Source organism: Pseudomonas panipatensis, assembly GCF_900099785.1.
Classification (GTDB): Bacteria; Pseudomonadota; Gammaproteobacteria; order Pseudomonadales; family Pseudomonadaceae; genus Pseudomonas; species Pseudomonas panipatensis.
Window position 1 is genome coordinate 372,851 of sequence record NZ_FNDS01000004.1, and the last position, 13,213, is coordinate 386,063.

A 13,213-nucleotide genomic window follows, 5' to 3' on the forward strand; every position below is an offset into this window, starting at 1 on the left:
TGCTCCTCGATCAGGCCAGGATGCCGGTCTGGCGCATGGCCTGACGCAGCGGCTCTTGGCAACGCGGGCTGAGCCAGGTCAGTGGCAGGCGAATACCTTCGGGAATCAGACCCATTTCGTGCAGGGCCCACTTCACCGGGATCGGGTTGGATTCGATGAACAGTGCTTTGTGCAGAGGCATCAGGCGATCGTTGATGGCACGCGCGGTGGCGGCGTCGCCGCGCATCGCGGCGGCGCACAGGTCGCTCATGGCGCGCGGGGCAACGTTGGCGGTCACCGAGATGTTGCCCTTGCCGCCCATCAGCATCAGCTCGACGGCGGTGGCGTCATCGCCGGAATAGACCAGGAAATCCTTGCCGACGCGGTCGAGCACTTCCTTGCCGCGTTGCAGGTCGCCGGTGGCTTCCTTGATGCCGATGATGTTCGGCACCTTGGACAGGCGCTCGACGGTCTCGGGCAGCATGTCGCAGGCGGTGCGCCCCGGCACGTTGTAGAGAATCTGTGGAATGGCCACGGATTCGGCGATGTGGCGGAAATGCTGGTACAGGCCTTCCTGGGTCGGCTTGTTGTAGTACGGAGTCACCAGCAGACAGGCGTCGGCGCCGCCGCGCTTCGCGGCTTCGGTCAACTCCACGGCCTCGCGGGTGGAATTGGCGCCGGTTCCGGCGATCACCGGGATACGGCCTTTGACCTGATCGACCACACGGCGAATGACTTCGAGGTGCTCGCTCACGTCGAGAGTCGCCGACTCCCCCGTGGTGCCGACCGCGACGATGGCATTGGTGCCTTCTTGCAGGTGGAAATCCACCAGCTTAGCGAGGCTGTCCCAGTCCAGTCGACCCTGAGCATCGAAGGGGGTGACCAGCGCCACCATACTGCCCGCAATCATGCAACCGCTCCTGCCGGAAAAAGAAAGCCGTAATGGTACTGTCGCCACCTGCCTTGCACAAGCAGAGTGCGGCGTCCGGCACATGTGTCGGACATTCCCCTGGCGGCCGCTTTTCGCTACCCTCTTCCCTTTGTCGATGCGGCCCCTTTGGCCGCCACTCCCAGGAAAGCTGCATGTCCGCCTCTCACCCCCGTGAACAATTCCTTCTGATCAGCGCATTGGGCCCCAACCCCATGGAGCTGACCAGCGTGCTCTGCCGCACCTGTATCGATAACCGCTGCTCGGTGATCAGCAGCCGCCTGACCCGCCACGGCGAATTCAGCGCCCTGGTGCTGCAGGTTTCCGGCAGTTGGGACGCCCTGGCCCGCCTCGAAGGCGGCCTGCCGGCGCTGGCCAAGCGCCATGGTTTCACCCTCAGCGTCACCCGCAGCAATGCCCACGTCACTCGTGCCCAGGCCTTGCCCTACGTGGCTTACGTGAGCGCGGTATACCGCCCGGACATCCTCAACGAGCTGTGCCAGTTCTTCATCGACCACAATATCGAACTGGAGAACTTCACCTGCGACACCTACCAGGCGCCGCATACCGGCACCAGCATGCTCAACGCCACCATCACCGTGACCCTGCCGGCCGGCACCCAGATCAGTTGGCTGCGCGACCAGTTCCTCGACTTCGCCGATGCCCTGAACCTGGACGCCCTGATCGAACCCTGGCGCCCGCAGCACCCGTAAGGAGCCCTCCATGGCAGTTGAACTCGAGAAAGCCGTCGCCGACTTCCAGGCGGACGCCACCAGCGGCCAGCAGGTACGACTGTCCGCACTCAAGGGCAAGCAGGTCGTGCTGTACTTCTACCCGAAGGACAGCACCCCAGGCTGCACCACCGAGGGCCAGGACTTCCGCGACCAGTACGCCGCCTTCCAGCAAGCCAACACCCTGGTGTTCGGCGTCTCCCGTGACAGCCTGAAGTCCCACGAGAACTTCAAGGCCAAGCAGGAACTCCCCTTCGAGCTGATCAGCGACAAGGACGAAGCGCTCTGCCAGCTGTTCGACGTGATCAAGCTGAAGAAGCTCTACGGCAAGGAATACCTGGGCGTCGACCGCAGCACCTTCCTGATCGATGCCAACGGCGTGCTACGCCAGGAATGGCGCGGCGTGAAGGTTCCCGGCCACGTCGCTGCCGTGCTTGCCGCCGCGCAGGCGCTGAACAAAGGCTGAAGCCCGCCAGGAACGAAAAAAGGCCGCTGATCAGCGGCCTTTTTCATGCCCACGGGCATCACATCAGCGGGCTGACCTTGACGTCCGGCTCGCGCGGCCAGGCGTCCAGCACGGCCTTCACCAGCGTTGCCAGCGGGATCGCGAAGAACACCCCCCAGAAACCCCAGAGCCCGCCGAACAGCAGCACCGCGCAAATGATCGCCACCGGGTGCAGGTTGACCGCCTCGGAAAACAACAACGGCACCAGCACATTACCGTCCAACCCCTGGATGATCGCGTGGGCGACCATCAGGTAGATGAACTGATCGCTCCAGCCCCACTGGAAGAGCCCGATCAGCGCCACCGGCACCGTGACCACCACCGCGCCGATATAGGGCACCACCACCGACAGTCCGACCAGCAGAGCCAGGAGCGCGGCATAGTTGAGCCCGAGCACGACGAAGGCGATATAGGTCGCCACGCCGGTAATGAAAATCTCGACGACCTTGCCGTGGATATAATTGGCGATCTGCTTGTTCATCTCCGCCCAGACCTGCTTCATCAAGCCACGCTCACGCGGCAGGTAGGCACGGAACCAGAAGTAGAAGCGGCGGCGGTCCTTGAGGAAGAAGAACACCAGGATCGGCACCAGCACCAGGTAGATCATCACATTGACCAGCACCGGCAGCCCGGAGAGGGAGAAGGTCAACGCCCACTGCCCCAACTGGCCAAGCTCGTTGCGCGATGCCTCGATGATCTTCAGCACCTGCTCCTCGGTGATCATCTCCGGATAGCGCTCCGGCAGCATCAACAGCACCGTCTGCCACTCGCCGAGCATGCGCGGCAACTCATTGAACAGGGTGAACAACTGCTTCCAGAGGAGCGGTACCAGCACCAGCAGGAACAACGCCAAGATCCCCAGGAAGAGCGCATACACCAGCCATACGGCGAACAGATGCGGCACTCGCCGGCGCTCGAGGAAACCTTGCAAGCCCTGGATCAGGAAAGCGATGACCACGGCCGCAAGCACCGGCGCGAGCATGCGGCCGAACGCCAGAATGACGGTGAAGCCAAGCACCAGGATGACCGCCAGCACCACCGCCTCCTCATCGGAGAAGTAACGCTGCATCCAGTCTTGTAGAACTTTGAGCATCGGGATTCCTGCGGAGACTCAGCGCACGCGCGGGCGCCAGGAAAGAAAAGGCTATTTCTTGCGCAGCCAATAACGGTAAACGCCCTCTTCAGCCTCTTCGCGCAACAGCTGGTGACCGGCCAGATCGGCGAACACGCGAAAATCGCGTTGCGAACCGGCGTCGGTGGCCGTGACCTTGAGCACGGCGCCACTGGGCAGACGATTCAGCTCCAGCTTGGCCTTCAAAAGAGGCAGGGGACAATTCAGACCGCTGGCGTCCAGCTCCGCGTCACACGGGAGGTCGGACGATGGGACAGAAGGCATTGCGAACTCTCCGGACAAGGCGCTCAAGGATACCGAATCGTCGGAAAAACTCACCTGCCGACAGCCATACGGCCATGCTCGCGGGCATTAAGAGAACCTTCAGGGTGAGCCCCTATAAGACACAGCGATCGATTCCCGGCCCACATCCCCCGCCAGCAGCGGCGACTTCGCACGGAACCTAGGCAGTGGCGCGGGCCTGCGGCTAAAGTAGTGTCTTTCTCGGAACGAGCCCCTTGTACATGAAAGTACTGCGCCCCGCTCTGTTGTCACTCGCCTGTCTGCTGGCCACGCCACTGATGGCGGACGATCTGCCCGCCCTGGGAGACTCCAGCTCGGCCATCGTCTCCCCTGAGCAGGAATTCCAGCTCGGTCGCGCCTGGCTGAGCATGCTGCGCAACCAGGTCGACTCGATCAGCGACCCGCTGCTCAAGGACTTCGTCGAATCCAGCGTCTATCGCCTGGCGGAAACCAGCGACCTGCAAGATCACCGCCTGGCCTTCATTCTCATCAAGGACGCGCAGATCAACGCCTTCGCCGCTCCCGGCGGGGTCATCGGGGTCAACGGCGGCCTGTTCCTCTATGCCCAGACCGAAGGCGAGTACGCCGCGGTCCTCGCCCACGAACTCGGCCACCTGATCCAGCGCCACTTCGCCCGCGGCGTGGAAGCCCAACAGCGCATGCAGATTCCGGTGATGGCCGCCATGCTGGCCGGCATCGTCGCCGCCGCGGCGGGTGCCGGCGACGCCGGTATCGCCACCATCGCCTCGACCCAGGCCGCCGCAATCCAGAGCCAATTGCATTTCTCCCGAGAGAACGAACAAGAGGCCGACCGCGTTGGCGTGGTCAACCTGGTCCGCGCCGGCTACGACCCGCGCTCGATGCCCGACATGTTCGAACGACTGGCGCGCCAGTATCGCTACGACGCCAAACCGCCAGAATTCCTGCTGACTCACCCGGTGACCGATTCGCGTATCGCCGACACCCGCAACCGCGCGGAGCAGTATCCACAGAACGGCAAGGAAGACTCGCTGTACTACCAGCAAATGCGCGCTCGTGTGCAACTGATCTTCGAGGAAAGTCCAGGAATCGCCGGCAAACGCTTCCGCGCCATGCTCGACGACAACCCCAAGCTGGATGCCGCGCGCTATGGCCTGGCCCTGTCGCAGACACGCATCGGCCAGCTCAACGAGGCCCGCTCGACGCTGCAGCCGCTGTTGAGCAAGGCGCCCAATGACATTGTCTACAACCTGGCCCAGGTCGACATCGACATCACCGCCAACAAACCCAATGACGCCCTGAGTCGGATTCAACGACTGCTGAACCAGTACCCCAACAGCTACCCGCTGATCCAGACCCAGACGGATGTACTGCTCAAGCTCAACAAAGCCGCCGAAGCCGAGAAGATCCTGGCCAAGCTCTCCCAGGAACGCCCGCTGGATCCGGACGTCTGGGGCCGCCTGGCTGATGCCCGCACGGTCAGCGGCAACGCCATTGGCGTACACCAGGCCCGCGCCGAATACATGGCGCTGACCGGCGATTACAAGCACGCCATCGAACAACTGGACTACGCCAAGCGCCGCGCCGGCGGCAACTTCCAGCTCGCGGCCAAACTGGATGCGCGGCAGCAGGAGTTCCGCGACCAGGAGAAAATCCTCAAGGAAATGATGCGCGGCTGAGACGCCAGCAGAAACGAAAAAGCCCGGCATTGCCGGGCTTTTTCCTTCTCATCGCGAGCAATCAGGCATTGCCCGTCACCTTGAGCCGCGCGGCCTGGGTGAAGTCGAGCATGCGCTTGAGCGGTTTGATTGCCTTGGGGATCAGCGCCGGGTCGACGAAGATTTCCCCACTACCCTCTTTCAGGCAAGCCAGGACTCGCTCCAGAGTGTTCATGGCCATCCAGGGGCAATGCGCACAACTCCGGCAGGTGGCGCCATTACCGGCGGTCGGCGCCTCGATGAACTCCTTGTCCGGGCACAGCTGCTGCATCTTGTAGAAGATGCCGCGGTCAGTGGCGACGATGAAGCGCTTGTTCGGCAGCGTCTGCGCGGCCTTGATCAACTGACTGGTCGAGCCCACGGCATCGGCCAGTTCGACCACGGCTTCCGGAGACTCCGGGTGAACCAGCACGGCGGCGTCTGGATAAAGCGCCTTGAGGTCCTCCAACTGCTTGGCCTTGAACTCTTCATGGACGATGCAGGAACCATCCCAGAGCAGCATATCGGCGCCGGTCTCACGCTGGATATAGCGGCCCAGATGCTGGTCCGGCGCCCAGAGAATGGGCTCACCGTTATCCATCAGGTGTTCAACGATCTCCACCGCGCAACTGGAGGTCACCACCCAGTCGGCACGCGCCTTGACCGCCGCCGAGGTATTGGCGTAGACCACCACGGTGCGCTCCGGGTGCTTGTCACAGAAAGCCGAAAACTCCTCTATCGGACAGCCCAGATCGAGCGAGCAGGTCGCCTCCAGGGTCGGCATCAGCACGCGCTTCTCGGGATTGAGGATCTTCGCCGTCTCGCCCATGAAGCGTACGCCGGCGACCACCACGGTCTGTGCCGGATGCTGGTTACCGAAACGGGCCATCTCAAGGGAGTCGGAAACGCAGCCGCCAGTTTCCTCGGCCAGCGCCTGGATCACCGGATCGCAATAGTAATGCGCCACCAGCACGGCATTCTGCGCCTTCAGTTCGGCGGCGATGGCCGCGCGGTACTCGGCTTCCTGCTGCGGCGTCAGCGGCTTGGGCTGCTTGGCGGCGAGATGAGCCTGGACCAGGAGGCGTTCGGATATATGCGTCATGTCTTCACTACACCTGCGGGGGACGACTGCGAGTCGGGAAAATTTTACACCGCCCTCTGGGCAAGACGCGATCCTGCTGACAAAGGCACTGAACGACAAGCCAGCAAGCGTTCAGAGACAACGGGCACGCACACCTCGCTGGCTCCGGCAGAGATATCGCCGGCACAGCACTGATCAAATCTGGACCGCGAATGCAAAAAAGCCCGTGATCAGAGATCACGGGCTTTGGAAGTTGGTGGGTCGTGTAGGATTCGAACCTACGACCAATTGGTTAAAAGCCAACTGCTCTACCGACTGAGCTAACGACCCAACGCGAGGCGTATAATACTGATTTCTAACGTAAAAACAACACCCCTCGAAAACTTTTTTTAAAAATATCGCGTCGGGTCCTGAACACCGGCCGCGGCGAAGCCTTCAGCGCGCAGTCGGCAGCTGTCACATTTCCCACAAGCCTGCCCCTGATCGTCTGCCTGATAGCAGGAAACCGTCAGCGCGTAATCCACCCCGCGCGCCATGCCAGCCTCGATGATCTGGGCCTTGGAGAGGAATTGCAGCGGCGCCTGAATGCGGAAGCCATCGCCCTCCACCCCAGCCTTGGTCGCCAGGTTGGCCATGCGCTCGAAGGCCTCGACGAACTCCGGACGGCAATCCGGGTAACCGGAGTAATCCACAGCATTCACCCCGATAAAGATATCGCGCGCACCGAGTACCTCGGCCCAGCCCAAAGCCAGGGAGAGGAACACGGTATTGCGAGCCGGCACGTAGGTTACCGGGATGCCCGCGCTGGGCGCCTCGGGCACGGCGATACTACTATCGGTCAGGGCCGAGCCGCCGATGCCGTTCAGATTGAGACCGATCACCTTGTGCTCGACCACGCCGAGTTGCCGAGCCACGCGCTCGGCAGCCTGGAGTTCGGCGCGATGGCGCTGGCCATAATCGAAACTCATGGTGTAACAGGCATAGCCCTCGGCCTTGGCCATGGCGACCACGGTGGCGGAATCGAGACCACCCGAGAGCAGGATTACCGCTTTCTTCTCATTCATGTCTGCTGCCCTTTCCAAGCAGGAAGCTGAAGGCTCAACGGCCAGGCTCATCGTTCCAGAGAATCTTGTGCAACTGCAACTGGAAGCGTACCGGCAGATTGTCGGCAACGATCCAGTCGGCCAGGGTCCTACCCTCTACCTGCTGGTAGCTCGGTGAAAACAGCACCTCGCCGGCACGCTCCTGCAAGCGGTACTCGATCAACTTGGAAACCGCCCAGTCGTAGTCTTCCCGTGAGCAGATGACGAACTTCACCTGGTCGTTCGGCGTCAGCTCGGCAATGTTTTCATAGCGGTTGCGCGCAACCTCACCAGAGCCCGGCGTTTTCAGATCAAGGATTCGACTGACACGCCGATCGGTCGCGGAGATATCCAGCGCACCGCTGGTTTCCAGGGAGACTGAATAGCCAGCATCGCACAAGCGCTGCAGCAGCGGGATGCAGTTGGGCTGAGCCAGGGGTTCGCCACCGGTGACGCAGACATAGCGAGGCCGGTAAGCCGCCACGCGCTCGAGGATGGCATCCAGGGCGATGATGTCGCCGCCACTGAAGGCATAGGCGGAGTCGCAGTACTGGCAGCGCAGGGGACAGCCGGTCAGGCGTACGAACACAGTCGGCAAACCGACGGTGCGCGCTTCCCCCTGCAACGAGTAGAAAATCTCGGTGATTCGCAGGGTTTGTTGCATATCAGCCACGGGCATGACGGCGAAACAGGCCATCCGCCTCCGTTGCGTTGAATAGGGGAACGCGGCAGAGCGACGTTCGATGGACTCGGCGGCGGTCGTGGACATCAGCCGAGCTGAAACCACGCCAAAGCCCCGAGCAGCGGCGATTCTAACGAAAAAACCCGCGACTGGCGCGGGCTTTTCGGCTAGCGGAGAAGAGCCGTTACTTGAGGCTCTTCAGATCACGCTGGGCCAGCTGCGCTGCGGAACTGCCCGGATACTGAGCGACCACCTGCTGAAGAATGCCACGGGCCTTGTCGTTGTTACCCAGACGGCGCTCTACGTCGGCCAGCTTGTACAGCGAGTCAGGCACCTTGGGACTGCCCGGGTAGCCCTGGCTGACCTTGGCGAATGCCTGGCCGGCACCCTGCAGGTCTCCCTTGGCGAGGTTCACCTCACCCAGCCAGTACTGGGCATTGCCTGCATACTGACTGTTCGGGTATTTGCGCAGAAACGCCCCGAAGGCCTGGCTGGCCTTGTCGAAGTCCTTGGCCTTGATCAGGTCGAACGCAGCGTCGTAGTAGAGCTTTTCTTTGGCGGGATCGCCCGGCTCACTGCTGGCAGGCTGAGCCTGCTGCTGTTGCTGGGCAGCGGCCGCACCAGCCGCTGCACCGCCCGCGGCAGCAGCGCTACCGTCGGCGGATGGATTCTGAGGAGCAGCGCCTGCGGCGCCACTGGAGATACGCCGGTCGAGGTCTTGATAACGCTCAAGGCTCTCCTGCTTCAACTGCTGGATCTGGTTCTGCTGTTCTTCCAGCGTGCCGCGCAGGCGGGACAACTCATCCTGCATCTGCTGCAACTGCATGAACAGCTGGGCTTGCCCGGAGACGGGAGCGGCAGTCGCCGCCCCGCCTCCGGCATAAGCACCATCGGCGCCTGCGGTGCCGTACCCCGAGGGCGGCGCGCTGGCGTAGCCGCCATCGTTACCATCCACTACTGGAACCGCGGCGGCCGCCACCAGGGGCAGGCCGCAGACCATCAAGGTGAGGAATCGCAAGCGCATAGGGTCTTACTTCTTCAGCTCAACGCGACGGTTCTGAGCCCAGGACTGCTCGTCATGGCCAGTGGCAACCGGACGCTCTTTACCGTAGGAAACCAGCTCCAGCTGAGCCGGGGAAACGCCCTGCAGAACCAGGTAGCGTTGAACGGCCTTGGCACGACGCTCACCCAGAGCCATGTTGTACTCGCGGGTGCCGCGTTCGTCGGTGTGGCCTTCCAGGACAACGTGCTGGCCGCTACCTTTCAGGTCTTTGGCGTGTACGTCCAGAGCGCGCATGGCTTCCGGCTTCAGGTCGGAGCTGTCGTACTCGAAGTAGAAGGTGGTGATTGCACGCAGAGCGGCTTCGTCGCTCAGGCTGCCGTCAACGGCACCGCTGTTTGCGCCATAGCCAGCGTTCGGGTCGACACCACCGTTGGCGCCTTGACCAGAAGCGTTGCCGCCCTTGGAGGAGCAGCCCACAGCCACCGCCATGGCCAGAGCCAGCGCAGCAAATTTGCCGAATTTCAGCATTTCCATCATGTAACTCCTAATGAACCCCAGTGTATAAATTTTAAACAGTTGGCAACCGTCAGTTCAGGTAAGGGGACCAGGAAGGCTCGCGCACGTCGCCCTGGGCGGTGGGTAGCGGCAACCGAACACGTCCGTTGATGGAGACGAGCATCAACACGCCCCGGTCCTGCTGGCGGGTGGCGTAGATTAGCATGGTGCCATTGGGCGCGACAGTGGGCGAGTCGTCCAGCGTGGTGTTGGAGAGCACGCGCAGACTGCCGCGCTGAAGGTCCTGGGCAGCGATCTGGAAGTTGGTGAAGCCGTCCTGACGATGCACCATCACCAGGGTCTTCTCGTCCGCCGACAGTTTCGGGTTGGCGTTGTAGTTACCCACGAAGGTCACTCGATCGGTCGCACCGCTGTTGACGTTCATCTTGTAGATCTGCGGCTTGCCGCCACGGTCCGAAGTGAAGTACAGGGTCGAACCATCCTTACCCCAGAAGGGTTCGGTGTCGATCGCCGCATTGTTGGTCAGTCGACGCAGCTGGCGCGACCCCAGGTCCATCACATAGATCTCCGGGTTGCCGTCGCGCGACAGCACCATCGCCAGGCGATTGCCATCAGGAGAGAAGGCAGGGGCGCCGTTGAGGCCTTCGAAGTTCGTCAGCTGCTCGCGACGACCAGTGTCGACGTACTGCATGAAGATACGCGGACGCTTCTGCTCGAAGGACACATAGGCGATGCGACGGCCATCCGGGGAGAAGCGCGGCGACAGGATGGGCTCGCGCGACTGCAGCAGGGTCACCGGGCGCGCACCGTCATAGTCGGAGCGCTGCAGGGTGTAACGGGTGTTGTCGGCCGAGAAACGCTCCGCGGTGACGTACAGCAGGCGAGTGGCGAAGGCGCCCTTGATGCCGGTGAGTTTCTCGAAGGCCTGGTCGGCGATGTAGTGCGACATGTCACGCAGTTGGTCGGTGCTACCGCCGACGCTACCGGTGAGGATCTGCTGCTGGGTGGCGACGTTGAACAGGCCGTACTGCACCTGCAAGCGACCGCCGGCCGGCACGATATTACCGATCAGCACGTACTGCGCGCCAAGGGCCTGCCAGTCGCGGTAGATCACCTCGCCGGGCTGGGCCGGCAGGCTGATCATGTTCTGCCGCGGAATCGGCTCGAAGTAGCCGGAATTGCGCAGGTCATTGCCAACGATGGTGGAAATGTCCTCGGGAAGGACACTGCCGCCCTGCCAACCGAAGGGTACGACAGCGATCGGTACGGCACGATCGGAGCCGCTGGTCACCAGAATGTTCTTCTCATCTGCCAGCGCGACTCCCGCTACACAGAGCAGGGCCACCAGCAATCCTCTGAAAATCTTGATCACGGCGCGAGGTCCTCAGGCGTGAAGGTCATCTTGAACGAACGGTAGGGATTGAAGTCCTTCGGACTCAGACCCTGCATTTCAGTAATTCGACCGACGTTCTTCACCGCACTGACGGCGGAGTTATCGAACGGTTTGTCACCGCTGGAGTGTACGACGGTCGCATTGGTGATGGTGCCATCGGGCAGCATGCTGATCTGCACGGTAACACTCATCCCTTTACGGGCCGATGGCGGACGCGACCACCCCTCGGAAACCCGCGAGCGAATCAGGTCATCGAAGTTTCCAGCCACCTCGTTGCCCTGTTCATCGGCCAGCGCCTGCTGCCGTTGCGTGTCATCCGACAACAACTCGGCAAGGGCCTGGGCCTTCTTGTCCTCTTGAGCCTTTTTCGCCGCAGCCTGGGCAGCAGCCTTCTTCTTGGCGGCTTCCGCAGCGGCTTTTTTCTTGGCCTCTTCGGCGGCAGCCAGCTTCTTGGCTTCTTCCTCCGCCTTTTTCTTGGCTTCCTCGGCGGCCTTCTTCTTGGCCTCCTCGGCAGCCTGCTTCTTGGCTTCCTCAGCGGCCTCTTTCTTGGCCTCTTCCTCAGCCTTCTTCTTGGCGATATCCGCCTGCTTCTTCTCTTCCGCGGCCTTGGCTTCGGCAGCTTTCTTGGCGGACTCTTCCGCCTTCTTCGCCACCTCTTCGGCCTTCTTCGCCTCGGCAGCCTTGGCTGCTTCGGCCGCTTTTTCCGCTTCAGCCGCCTTTCGAGCGTCGTCGGCTTTCTTTTGTTCCGCCTTGGCGGCTACAGCTTCTTGCTCGACCTTCTTTTGCTCCAGCTGTTCCTGCTCGTATTGCTTGGCTGAGGTCTTCTTCGCCTCCCCGGCAATCTTCTGGTTAGTCTGCTGGGTTGCCTGGCTCTTGGATTTCAGCTGGTACAACGTAGCCTGCACGATCGGTTTCGCAGGCGGCAGCTCGGGCGTCATAGCCCAGCTGACGAAGAGCATGGCGAAAATCAGGACGTGCAGCGCTACGGCCAGGACTACCGGCCAGAAGTAGCTTTCCGACGGAGAGCGTTCGAGTTGCATCAAGATCCGGGCGCCTCGGTAATCAGCCCGACATTACCTACGCCAGCCTTCTGCAGGCCGCCCATGACGGCCATGACGGCACCGTAGTCGACAGCCTTGTCACCACGGACGAAGACCTGCACTTTCTTACCCTGGCTGCTGTTCTCGCGCATGATGGCGCTGGCAGCGCTCACCAGTTGATCGAGGGATACCGCGGTCTGAGTCTTCTTGCCCTGGTCCGGGTCGACTTCCGAGCCCATGTTCCAGTAGTAAGTCTTGTCAGCCTTGATCGAGATGGTCAGCACCCGCGAATCGTTGTCCTGCGGGAGCGCTTCGCTGGATACCTTGGGCAGGTCGACTTTGACCCCCTGGTTCAGCATTGGCGCGGTCACCATGAAAATCACCAGCAGTACCAGCATCACGTCGATGTATGGCACCACGTTCATTTCAGCGACCGGCTTGCGTTTGTGACGGACCCTTGCCATATCGGCTTACCTCTTACGTCGTCTCAATCGTCGCTGGTGTGCACTTTGCGGTGCAGGATGGCCTGGAACTCGTCAGCGAAGGTGTAGTAGCGGCCGATCAGCAATTCCGCCCGCGCGGCGAAACGGTTGTAGGCGATAACCGCCGGAATCGCGGCGAACAGACCGATGGCGGTGGCGACCAGGGCCTCGGCGATACCCGGGGCGACGGTGGCCAGGGTGGCCTGCTGTACAGCGGCCAGGCCGCGGAAGGAGTTCATGATCCCCCAGACGGTGCCGAACAGGCCGACGTAGGGGCTGGTGGAACCCACGGTAGCGAGGAACGGCAGGCTGGTTTCCAGCTTCTCTTCCTCACGCGAGATGGCCACGCGCATGGCACGCGCCACACCTTCCATCACGGCGTCCGGATCGACACCGGACTGCTGGCGCAGGCGGGAGAACTCCTTGAAGCCGGCGCGGAAGATCTGCTCGACGCCGGAATCCGGGTCGGGGTTGCTGCCGGCCTGGCGATAGAGCTTGGACAGGTCGATGCCCGACCAGAAGCGCTCCTCGAAGCCATCCAGGGCCTTCTTCGCCGAGCGCATCATATTGCTGCGCTGGAAAATCATGATCCAAGAAGTGACCGAGGCGGCCACGAGGATCAGCATGACCAGTTGCACCACCAGACTGGCGTTGCTGATCAGGCTCCACATGGAGGTATGGTCAACGACGTTCGGTTCCAC

At 62.1% G+C, this 13,213-nt stretch carries 15 protein-coding genes and 1 tRNA gene; 3 read left to right on the plus strand and 13 right to left on the minus strand.

Translation table 11 applies throughout. The features are described from left to right. Positions 1 to 10: 10 nt before the first annotated feature. The gene (gene dapA / locus BLQ74_RS12015; RefSeq protein WP_090262789.1) at positions 11 to 889 is read right to left on the minus strand and encodes a 4-hydroxy-tetrahydrodipicolinate synthase; all 879 of its coding nucleotides are present in this window, start codon (positions 887 to 889) and stop codon (positions 11 to 13) included. 173 nt (positions 890 to 1,062) lie between these two features. Between dapA and BLQ74_RS12020 the strand changes: the two genes are divergently transcribed. Together BLQ74_RS12020 and BLQ74_RS12025 are read left to right on the plus strand one after the other, a co-directional pair. Next, on the plus strand, positions 1,063 to 1,620 hold the full coding sequence (locus tag BLQ74_RS12020; protein WP_090262790.1) for a glycine cleavage system transcriptional repressor: 558 nt from the start codon (positions 1,063 to 1,065) through the stop codon (positions 1,618 to 1,620). Positions 1,621 to 1,630: 10 nt separating this feature from the next. Then, positions 1,631 to 2,104, plus strand: coding sequence for a peroxiredoxin (locus BLQ74_RS12025; RefSeq protein WP_090262791.1), 474 nt, complete (start codon positions 1,631 to 1,633; stop codon positions 2,102 to 2,104). A 58-nt stretch (positions 2,105 to 2,162) separates the two neighbouring features. Here BLQ74_RS12025 and BLQ74_RS12030 read toward each other — a convergent pair whose 3' ends face one another. Both BLQ74_RS12030 and BLQ74_RS12035 read right to left on the minus strand, forming a co-directional pair. Continuing rightward, entirely contained in the window at positions 2,163 to 3,236 is a 1,074-nt protein-coding gene (locus BLQ74_RS12030) for an AI-2E family transporter (protein ID WP_090262792.1), read from the minus strand. Positions 3,237 to 3,287: 51 nt separating this feature from the next. Then, positions 3,288 to 3,539: a sulfurtransferase TusA family protein gene (locus tag BLQ74_RS12035; RefSeq protein ID WP_090262793.1), complete on the minus strand. Its 252-nt coding sequence runs from the start codon at positions 3,537 to 3,539 to the stop codon at positions 3,288 to 3,290. A 239-nt stretch (positions 3,540 to 3,778) separates the two neighbouring features. Between BLQ74_RS12035 and BLQ74_RS12040 the strand changes: the two genes are divergently transcribed. Continuing rightward, a complete protein-coding gene (locus BLQ74_RS12040) occupies positions 3,779 to 5,215 on the plus strand; it encodes a M48 family metalloprotease (RefSeq protein WP_090262794.1) in 1,437 nt (478 codons plus the stop codon). Positions 5,216 to 5,276: 61 nt separating this feature from the next. On the opposite strand, the gene nadA is transcribed toward BLQ74_RS12040, so the two are convergent. The 10 genes from nadA to tolQ form a co-directional block, all read right to left on the minus strand. Continuing rightward, complete coding sequence (nadA, locus tag BLQ74_RS12045; protein ID WP_090262795.1) at positions 5,277 to 6,335, minus strand: quinolinate synthase NadA; 1,059 nt, start codon at positions 6,333 to 6,335, stop codon at positions 5,277 to 5,279. A 233-nt stretch (positions 6,336 to 6,568) separates the two neighbouring features. Continuing rightward, a tRNA-Lys gene (locus BLQ74_RS12050) sits at positions 6,569 to 6,644 on the minus strand. 59 nt (positions 6,645 to 6,703) lie between these two features. Next, positions 6,704 to 7,378: a 7-cyano-7-deazaguanine synthase QueC gene (gene queC, locus BLQ74_RS12055; protein WP_090262796.1), complete on the minus strand. Its 675-nt coding sequence runs from the start codon at positions 7,376 to 7,378 to the stop codon at positions 6,704 to 6,706. 34 nt (positions 7,379 to 7,412) lie between these two features. Then, the gene (gene queE / locus BLQ74_RS12060; RefSeq protein ID WP_090262913.1) at positions 7,413 to 8,060 is read right to left on the minus strand and encodes a 7-carboxy-7-deazaguanine synthase QueE; all 648 of its coding nucleotides are present in this window, start codon (positions 8,058 to 8,060) and stop codon (positions 7,413 to 7,415) included. A gap of 202 nt (positions 8,061 to 8,262) precedes the next feature. Further along, positions 8,263 to 9,102 (minus strand): tol-pal system protein YbgF, encoded by an 840-nt coding sequence (gene ybgF, locus BLQ74_RS12065; protein WP_090262797.1) that lies wholly within the window; start codon positions 9,100 to 9,102, stop codon positions 8,263 to 8,265. A 6-nt stretch (positions 9,103 to 9,108) separates the two neighbouring features. Further along, the gene (pal, locus tag BLQ74_RS12070; RefSeq protein ID WP_090262798.1) at positions 9,109 to 9,615 is read right to left on the minus strand and encodes a peptidoglycan-associated lipoprotein Pal; all 507 of its coding nucleotides are present in this window, start codon (positions 9,613 to 9,615) and stop codon (positions 9,109 to 9,111) included. 52 nt (positions 9,616 to 9,667) lie between these two features. Beyond that, positions 9,668 to 10,969: a Tol-Pal system beta propeller repeat protein TolB gene (gene tolB, locus BLQ74_RS12075; protein ID WP_090262799.1), complete on the minus strand. Its 1,302-nt coding sequence runs from the start codon at positions 10,967 to 10,969 to the stop codon at positions 9,668 to 9,670. Beyond that, positions 10,966 to 12,030 carry a cell envelope integrity protein TolA gene (gene tolA, locus BLQ74_RS12080; RefSeq protein ID WP_374441995.1) on the minus strand — a complete coding sequence of 355 codons (1,065 nt, stop codon included), beginning with the start codon at positions 12,028 to 12,030 and terminating at the stop codon, positions 10,966 to 10,968. Before tolA ends, tolB begins: the two co-directional genes overlap by 4 nt. Beyond that, positions 12,030 to 12,494: a protein TolR gene (gene tolR, locus BLQ74_RS12085; protein ID WP_090262801.1), complete on the minus strand. Its 465-nt coding sequence runs from the start codon at positions 12,492 to 12,494 to the stop codon at positions 12,030 to 12,032. Before tolR ends, tolA begins: the two co-directional genes overlap by 1 nt. A gap of 23 nt (positions 12,495 to 12,517) precedes the next feature. Continuing rightward, entirely contained in the window at positions 12,518 to 13,213 is a 696-nt protein-coding gene (tolQ, locus tag BLQ74_RS12090) for a protein TolQ (RefSeq protein WP_090262802.1), read from the minus strand.